Below are 7,742 nucleotides of genomic sequence, written 5' to 3'. Positions count from 1 at the left end.
CACCTGATTTCCATGCCGAACTCAGAAGTGAAACGAAATAGCGCCGATGGTAGTGTGGGGCTTCCCCATGTGAGAGTAGGACATCGCCAGGCTTTAAATTTTGGATACTTGCTTATTAAAGCGAGTGATACCACTGCGGAGTGGTAGTTCAGTTGGTTAGAATACCGGCCTGTCACGCCGGGGGTCGCGGGTTCGAGTCCCGTCCACTCCGCCACTTAATATCGACAACCTCGCTTATGCGAGGTTTTGTCAAATCTAGAATATGAAAATTCTATAGGGGTGTAGCTCCAATTGGCAGAGCAGCGGATTCCAAATCCGCGTGTTGGGAGTTCGAATCTCTCCACCCCTGCCACATATCAGGCTCTGACTTAGGTCAGAGCCTTTTTTGTATCTGGTTTCTTCTCATTATTACAGCTTATTTCTACTCTTATCCCGTAAGTATGGCTTTCTGCTGTACTTTGGCAGCATTTAATCTACTGAACGAACGAAACTACAGTTAGCTGTAATGATCAGTGGCCCGAAATTTTAATAATAAAGGGGAATCACTATTTATATTTAGTTAAACTCAACCGATCTGGATTAATGAGTAACTATGTATGGATATATCTCGTCGACGCTTTCTTCAATCATCCTTAGCAATCTCCGCGCTTACCGTTCTACCTGCATGTTCTCTATCTAGGAGCACTAATAAGCAGAGGCAATATATATACGATATCACTGCAGAGCCTTCTACTGTAGAATTGATCCCTGGGTTTAACACAGACGTACTCGCATTTAATGGTTCGATTCCAGCGCCTACGATTCGTTGTCGCCAAGGCGAGAAAGTTATAATTAGGTTTACTAACAAGCTTTCAGAGCCGACTACAATCCACTGGCATGGCTTGCGAATCCCTATTGAAATGGATGGTGTACCTTTCTTAAGCCAGCCGCCTATCATGCCGGGTGAAACATTCGTTTATGAATTTACACCGCCAGATGCAGGCACGTTTTGGTATCACCCCCACATGAATAGCGTTAAGCAACTTGGTATGGGCTTAGTTGGGCTAATTATCGTTGAAGAGGCTGAGACTGTTCTATTTGATGAAGAACAGGAAATAGTTCTAAAGCATTGGCACTTAGACAAACAAGGTCAGTGGAAGAACCTTATGGTGCCGCGCTTGAGCGCTCGTATGGGGACTCCCGGAGAGTGGAGTAGCGTCAATGGTGTGCATGAACCTGTTTATACGCTGAAGCAGAATGCTACCACGCGATTAAGAATTGCTAATGTCGATAACACCATTACTTACCCGATCGCTATAGAAGGCGCAGAGGCTTGGGTTATTGCTATTGATGGTAACCCTGTTAAAACGCCTTATAAGCTCACTCAGCACAAAATTGGTCCGGGAATGAGGTTAGATATCGGATTGATTGCTCCAAAGGCTGGAAAACGTGTTTATGTGCGTCAAATGAAAGGACGCTTCCCATTCCCTTTGTGCGAGTTTGACGTTGTTGAGTCTGACTTGCCGAGCAACCAGAAACTGCCTTTATTACCTCTCAACCCTGTGCCAGCTCTCGATTTGAAAAATGCAGAGCAAATCGATTATGTGTTTGAGTGGGAGGGCGCGATCACTCCTGCTGATAAATCGGGCAAAGCGATACCTAAATTCTGGCTGATGAACAAACGGGCTTGGGAGGGAATGAGCAAAGATAATATTCCAGCGCCCCTTTCAACATTGGAGATGGGAAAAACCTATATCTTCAACCTAAAGAACGTCACCCAATATCATCATCCTATTCACCTTCATGGACACACATTTACGGTTCTTGAGTTAGATGGAAAAAAACTCGACGAACCGTTTCATACCGATACGGTCTTACTTGGAAAAAATGGCAGTGCGAAAGCTGCATTTGTTGCAGATAACCCAGGGCGTTGGATGTACCATTGTCATGTAATTGAACATATGAAGACGGGTTTGATGGGTTACATCGAAGTAAAGTGACTCCTGTAACTTTTAAAATCTTGATAAGTTTTAAGCGCTATACTTTGCTGAATTCTAAGATTGTATAATCACTATTGCCGTAAATTTGATTACAATGTCGCCATTAACTTTTCTGGGGGAATTATGGGACAACTATCCGTTTTGGGTTTTATTGCATTGGGTGGTGCATTTGGTGCATGTTCTCGTTACTTAATTTCTGAACTTTGTGTCATTTTATTGGGGCGTGGTTTTCCATATGGTACGTTAACCGTTAACGTTGTTGGCTCATTTATGATGGGCTTATTGATAGCAGCTTTCGATAATGAACTTTTGGCAACGGAACCTTGGCGACAAGTGATTGGCTTGGGTTTTTTAGGGGCACTAACGACGTTTTCCACCTTCTCGATGGATAATGTGTTGCTTATGCAGCAGGGCGCTTTCTTTAAGATGGGGTTGAACGTATTGTTGAATGTAGTGTTAAGTATTTCAGCGGCGTGGATAGGCTTTCAATTATTGATGCGCAGCTAGCAAAGTAGTTAAAAATTGAACAGGTCGGCTTGGTTTCACCAAGCCGTTTTTATATACTGACATCACTTGTCGGAGTGCCATAAGGCTGAGACCGTTAATTCGGGATCCGTTGAACCTGATCAGATTAGAATCTGCGAAGGGAACAAGAGAAGATATTCACACCGGAGTTCTTTCTGGTTGACCTATCAAAAGTCGAATGTTGTTACAGGCAAATATCGTAAGCTTTAACTAGCCTTAATTTGACTCCTCTTGTCGCATCTATCCGCCAAGCATTTTTATCCAATTACTTTTTATCTAGTATAACAAAGCAAGGAAAAATGCTATGTCGAGTCGCAAACAAGCGAGACTGGAAGCAAAACAGTTCATTGATACACTCTCGGTACAACCGTACCCCAATTCAAGCAAAGTCTACGTAGAAGGCTCACGTCCAGATATTCGTGTACCAATGCGTGAAATATCACTCGCTGATAGCCTTATTGGAGGCACAAAAGAAGCGCCTATATTCGAACCTAATGAGCCAGTACGCGTTTACGATACGTCGGGTGTATACACAGATCCAGAGCACACCATAGACCTCTATAATGGCTTACCTAAGCTGAGAGAAGGGTGGATTGAAGAGCGCGCCGATACTGAGCTACTTGATGAAGTAAGCTCGGTGTACACCAAAGAACGCTTAGAAGACGAAACACTAGACGATCTTCGTTACGGTAATTTACCACGTATTCGACGTGCCAAAGATGGCCATTGTGTGACTCAATTGCACTATGCTCGCAAAGGTATTATTACCCCAGAAATGGAATATATCGCGCTGCGTGAAAACATGGGGCGTGCCAAGTATCGCGATGAAGTGCTGAATCAACAGCATCCGGGTCAAAGCTTCGGAGCGAACCTACCAAAAGATATTACCGCCGAATTCGTGCGTAAAGAAGTCGCCGAAGGTCGCGCTATTATCCCTTCCAATATTAACCACCCAGAATCCGAACCAATGATCATTGGACGTAACTTTTTGGTCAAAGTGAACGCCAACATCGGTAACTCATCGGTCACTTCTTCGATTGAGGAAGAAGTAGAAAAGTTAGTATGGGCAACGCGTTGGGGTGGAGATACCGTAATGGATCTTTCTACTGGACGTAACATCCACGAAACTCGCGAGTGGATTCTACGTAACAGTCCGGTTCCGATCGGTACCGTGCCAATGTACCAAGCGCTTGAGAAAGTGAATGGTGTTGCTGAAAACCTTAACTGGGAAGTGATGCGCGATACCCTGATTGAGCAAGCAGAGCAGGGCGTTGACTACTTTACTATCCATGCCGGTTTACTACTTCGTTATGTGCCAATGACTGCAAAACGCGTTACTGGTATCGTCTCTCGTGGTGGTTCTATCATCGCGAAATGGTGTTTAGCGCATCACCAAGAAAGCTTCTTATATACCCACTTCCGAGAGATCTGTGAAATCTGTGCTAAGTATGATGTGGCACTTTCTCTCGGTGATGGTCTGCGTCCTGGCTCGGTGGCCGATGCTAACGACGAAGCGCAATTTGCAGAGCTTCGTACCCTTGGTGAGTTAACCAAGATTGCGTGGGAATACGACGTACAAGTAATTATCGAAGGTCCTGGCCATGTTCCAATGCATATGATCAAAGAGAACATGGAAGAGCAGCTGGAGCACTGCCATGAAGCACCATTCTACACCCTTGGCCCACTGACGACAGACGTCGCTCCTGGTTACGACCATATTACTTCAGGCATCGGCGCTGCCATGATTGGTTGGTATGGCTGTGCGATGCTTTGCTACGTCACTCCTAAAGAGCATCTTGGCTTACCAAACAAAGAAGATGTGAAAGTAGGTATGATCACTTATAAGCTTGCTGCGCACGCCGCTGATTTAGCGAAAGGGCACCCAGGTGCTCAAGTTCGTGATAATGCGCTTTCTAAAGCTCGCTTCGAGTTCCGCTGGGAAGATCAATTCAACTTGTCACTCGACCCAGATACCGCGCGCGCTTTCCATGATGAAACCTTACCTCAAGAGTCCGGCAAAGTTGCTCACTTCTGTTCGATGTGCGGACCAAAGTTCTGCTCGATGAAGATTTCGCAAGAGGTACGAGAGTACGCGAAAGACACTGAGCAAGTTGCTGCGGACCAAGCTATCTCGATTAAAATGCTAGATGATCCTCTTGAAGGGATGCGTCAGAAATCGCAAGAATTTAGAGAGTCAGGTTCCGAGCTATACCACCCAGCAGCACATGCCGAGGTAAGTGACTAATGAGCAAAATCCTTATTCCGTCATCGTTGATTGAACTGACAGGTTTAGTTCAGCAATGTTTGTTGTTGGCGAAAGAACAGGGTTTTAGCATAGAAGACATTGAGTTGGGTGTGAGCCCAACTCAATCTATTCAGCTTGTTCGCGGCCAACAGACCACACACATAACGACTGATCTCATTGATGATTATGACTCTGAGCATGAGAGTTCATTTGTGCTCTATTACCGTTCTGCTTTGTCGGTAGAAGCGTGTGCTAAGCAACCGTCGAAAGCGATTTATATTGGTATTGCTGATACTCAGGTATCCGATGAAAAGGAGAAAGTGCTTCAGCTTGATATCTGGCGTCACCCAATTAACAACGAAGTGAGAGCGCTTTCCGTTAAGTCCAAATTCAACGCAATGTTCGATCCTGAACATCACCTTGCTTGGATAGTAACGCTGACAGTACTCGATTTTCCTATCGAAGATGCGTTAACACTTGCTCGAGGAATGCTAACTCAACAAGCGAATGTTTCACGTGAAACACTGTTGAATGACAACCTTGACGAGGGACGATCCGCTCAGTGGGCTGACCAATTTGATGATTTCCCCACACCTGTACTAGAGGATAACCGGCTAGGTATTCAAGTTGGTTGGTCTGCACAAGGTGAGAGCGTTAGCTTTCCAACTCTAACTAAGCAAAGTCTAGGGCTCTATCCAGTCGTTGATGATGTTGCTTGGATTGAGCGTCTACTGCCACTAGGCATCAACACTATTCAACTGCGAATCAAGAACCCACAACAAGCCGATTTAGAACAACAAATCATTCGAGCAATTGAGCTAGGTCGTCAGTATCAAGCACAAGTGTTCATCAATGACTATTGGCAGTTGGCAATCAAGCATGGCGCTTATGGCGTCCACCTAGGACAAGAAGACATAGAAGAATCGAATTTGGCTCAGCTAACTAAAGCCGGCATTCGTCTTGGTCTTTCTACTCATGGTTATTATGAGCTACTGCGCATCGTACAAATTCATCCTAGTTACATCGCGCTAGGGCATATTTTCCCAACCACCACTAAACAGATGCCATCGAAACCACAAGGTTTGGTGCGCTTGGCTCTATATCAAAAGCTGATTGATAGCATTCCTTATACAAATACAGAGGCTGCTTTCCGTCCCGCAAAAGACAAAGCAGGTAGTGACTATGTGCTTGGCTTTCCGACGGTCGCGATTGGTGGCATTGACCAATCTAATGCAGACCAAGTTTGGCAAGCAGGTGTTTCTAGTTTGGCAGTTGTGCGAGCTATTACGTTGGCAGAATCACCTCAGTCCGTCATCGAGTTCTTCGCACAACTGATGAAGGAAAGACAGCTAACGTTTACTGATCAGAATAGTGAATTGGCGCATAACAAGAGAGGCGAGCATGCTCACGGATAAGCAGTTCCTTCGCTATCAGCGCCAAGTCGCTCTGCCTGAAATTGCCGAAAGTGGGCAAGAGCGTTTGAGTAAATCGCATGTGCTGATCATCGGTTGTGGTGGGTTAGGGAGCGCAGCGAGCTTGTACTTGGCGTCAGCGGGTGTTGGTAAATTGGTTGTGGTCGATGACGATGAAGTTGATAGCAGTAACCTACAACGTCAGATCATTTATCGTGAACAAGACCTACAAGTTGCGAAAACAAAAGCGACTGTAAAGCAACTGACTGAACTTAATTCTATGGTTCAAATTCGTGCTCTCAATAAGCGATTAGACAAAGCACAGCTGCAGCTTGAGGTGATGCTAGCGGATGTGGTGCTCGACTGCACCGATAACATGCCAACGCGCCAGCTAATTAACCGAGTTTGTTTCGAGCAAAATACGCCGCTCATCTCGGCGGCAGCTGTTGGTTGGCAAGGGCAATTCGCAGTCTTTGATTACCAAACACCAAGTGAACAAGAAGCGCAGAGTAAAGCCTGTTACCGCTGTTTGTATCCGTTCGACGAATTACCACAAACTCAAAAGTGCAGTGACAGCGGTGTCGTCGGTCCGGTGGTGGGCACACTTGGCAACTACCAAGCGATAGCGGCAATTCAAAAACTGGCGACGGGAAAGTTTCATGTCGAGACTGCCAAGTTACACCTGTTCGATGGATTGAAGCTGCAATGGCAAACCATCGCGATAAGTAAAGACAAACAGTGCCAAGTGTGTGCTCAGATTTAGCTTATGAGTAATGGCCAGAATTAAGAGAGTTGGAAGCAATGACGTTATCAGAACAACAAACAACACAAATGACCGCTGCTGACTTAGATGTGATCACTATTGTCATCAATGACCAGTCACATCAAGTTGCCAGTGAGTCGAATCTACAGCAAATCATTAGTCAACTTGCGCTGCCTGAAATGGGCTGTGTTTTTGCAATTAATAACAATGTTGTGCCGCGCAGTGAGTGGGCTAGCACAGTTCTTTCACAGGGAGACAGCATCTCTTTGTTTCAAGCGATCGCAGGGGGTTAAAGTCGATGCTTAAAATTGGTGATAAACAATTCGAATCAAGACTGTTCACGGGAACAGGGAAGTTTGCCAACAGCCGATTAATGGCAGAAGCGATTCAAGTATCGGGTTCTCAACTTGCGACCATGGCGTTGAAGCGTGTGGATGTGAACGACCAACAAGACGATATTTTGTTGCCGTTAGTACAAACGGGTGTGAACTTATTGCCGAACACCTCAGGTGCAAAGAATGCTAAAGATGCTGTGTTTGCAGCACAATTGGCGAGAGAAGCGTTGGGTACTAACTGGTTAAAACTAGAAATTCATCCAGACCCGAAGTACTTGATGCCCGATCCAATTGAGACACTAGCAGCCGCTGAGCAACTGGTTCGTGAAGGCTTCATTGTCCTTCCTTATTGTCATGCTGACCCGGTTCTGTGTAAACGATTGGAAGAAGTAGGCTGTGCTGCAGTCATGCCATTAGGTGCGCCGATCGGTTCTAACAAAGGGATAGTTTCTCACGATTTCCTAGAGATCATCATCGACCAAG

7 protein-coding genes, 2 tRNA genes, 1 rRNA gene and 1 riboswitch are annotated in these 7,742 nt (G+C 45.5%); all 10 genes read left to right on the top strand.

Annotated features, from left to right (window positions below; translation table 11 throughout):
* Window positions 1–92, top strand: a 5S ribosomal RNA gene (rrf, locus tag IQR33_RS06030); the annotation flags it as partial.
* A 45-nt stretch (window positions 93–137) separates the two neighbouring features.
* A tRNA-Asp gene (locus tag IQR33_RS06025) sits at window positions 138–214 on the top strand.
* A gap of 61 nt (window positions 215–275) precedes the next feature.
* Window positions 276–352 (top strand) — tRNA-Trp (locus tag IQR33_RS06020).
* A gap of 244 nt (window positions 353–596) precedes the next feature.
* Entirely contained in the window at window positions 597–1,979 is a 1,383-nt protein-coding gene (locus tag IQR33_RS06015) for a multicopper oxidase family protein (protein WP_193837153.1), read from the top strand.
* A gap of 123 nt (window positions 1,980–2,102) precedes the next feature.
* The gene (crcB, locus tag IQR33_RS06010) at window positions 2,103–2,486 is read left to right on the top strand and encodes a fluoride efflux transporter CrcB (RefSeq protein ID WP_005378811.1); all 384 of its coding nucleotides are present in this window, start codon (window positions 2,103–2,105) and stop codon (window positions 2,484–2,486) included.
* Window positions 2,487–2,546: 60 nt separating this feature from the next.
* Window positions 2,547–2,645, top strand: a riboswitch (TPP riboswitch).
* 163 nt (window positions 2,646–2,808) lie between these two features.
* On the top strand, window positions 2,809–4,749 hold the full coding sequence (gene thiC / locus IQR33_RS06005; protein WP_053306506.1) for a phosphomethylpyrimidine synthase ThiC: 1,941 nt from the start codon (window positions 2,809–2,811) through the stop codon (window positions 4,747–4,749).
* Window positions 4,749–6,164, top strand: coding sequence for a thiamine phosphate synthase (locus IQR33_RS06000; RefSeq protein WP_193837152.1), 1,416 nt, complete (start codon window positions 4,749–4,751; stop codon window positions 6,162–6,164). Before thiC ends, IQR33_RS06000 begins: the two co-directional genes overlap by 1 nt.
* The gene (locus IQR33_RS05995; protein WP_193837151.1) at window positions 6,151–6,924 is read left to right on the top strand and encodes a HesA/MoeB/ThiF family protein; all 774 of its coding nucleotides are present in this window, start codon (window positions 6,151–6,153) and stop codon (window positions 6,922–6,924) included. The genes IQR33_RS06000 and IQR33_RS05995 overlap by 14 nt, the downstream gene beginning before the upstream one ends.
* 38 nt (window positions 6,925–6,962) lie before the next feature.
* On the top strand, window positions 6,963–7,217 hold the full coding sequence (thiS, locus tag IQR33_RS05990) for a sulfur carrier protein ThiS (protein WP_193837150.1): 255 nt from the start codon (window positions 6,963–6,965) through the stop codon (window positions 7,215–7,217).
* A gap of 5 nt (window positions 7,218–7,222) precedes the next feature.
* A partial coding sequence (locus tag IQR33_RS32390; protein ID WP_228013779.1) for a thiazole synthase occupies window positions 7,223–7,742 on the top strand: 520 nt, incomplete at its 3' end.

The organism is Vibrio sp. OPT46 (assembly GCF_015163535.1).
Lineage (GTDB): Bacteria > Pseudomonadota > Gammaproteobacteria > Enterobacterales > Vibrionaceae > Vibrio > Vibrio alginolyticus.
Note: the sequence above shows the minus strand (reverse complement) of the source record. Positions and strands in the feature narration are given on the sequence as shown.

Excerpts from the sequence above, each read along its gene's own strand:
- thiS (WP_193837150.1), top strand. The coding sequence starts at position 6,963 with ATGACGTTATCAGAACAACAAACAACACAAATGACCGCTGCTGACTTA.
- IQR33_RS05995 (WP_193837151.1), top strand. The coding sequence starts at position 6,151 with ATGCTCACGGATAAGCAGTTCCTTCGCTATCAGCGCCAAGTCGCTCTG.
- thiC (WP_053306506.1), top strand. The coding sequence starts at position 2,809 with ATGTCGAGTCGCAAACAAGCGAGACTGGAAGCAAAACAGTTCATTGAT.
- IQR33_RS06000 (WP_193837152.1), top strand. The coding sequence starts at position 4,749 with ATGAGCAAAATCCTTATTCCGTCATCGTTGATTGAACTGACAGGTTTA.
- crcB (WP_005378811.1), top strand. The coding sequence starts at position 2,103 with ATGGGACAACTATCCGTTTTGGGTTTTATTGCATTGGGTGGTGCATTT.
- IQR33_RS06015 (WP_193837153.1), top strand. The coding sequence starts at position 597 with ATGGATATATCTCGTCGACGCTTTCTTCAATCATCCTTAGCAATCTCC.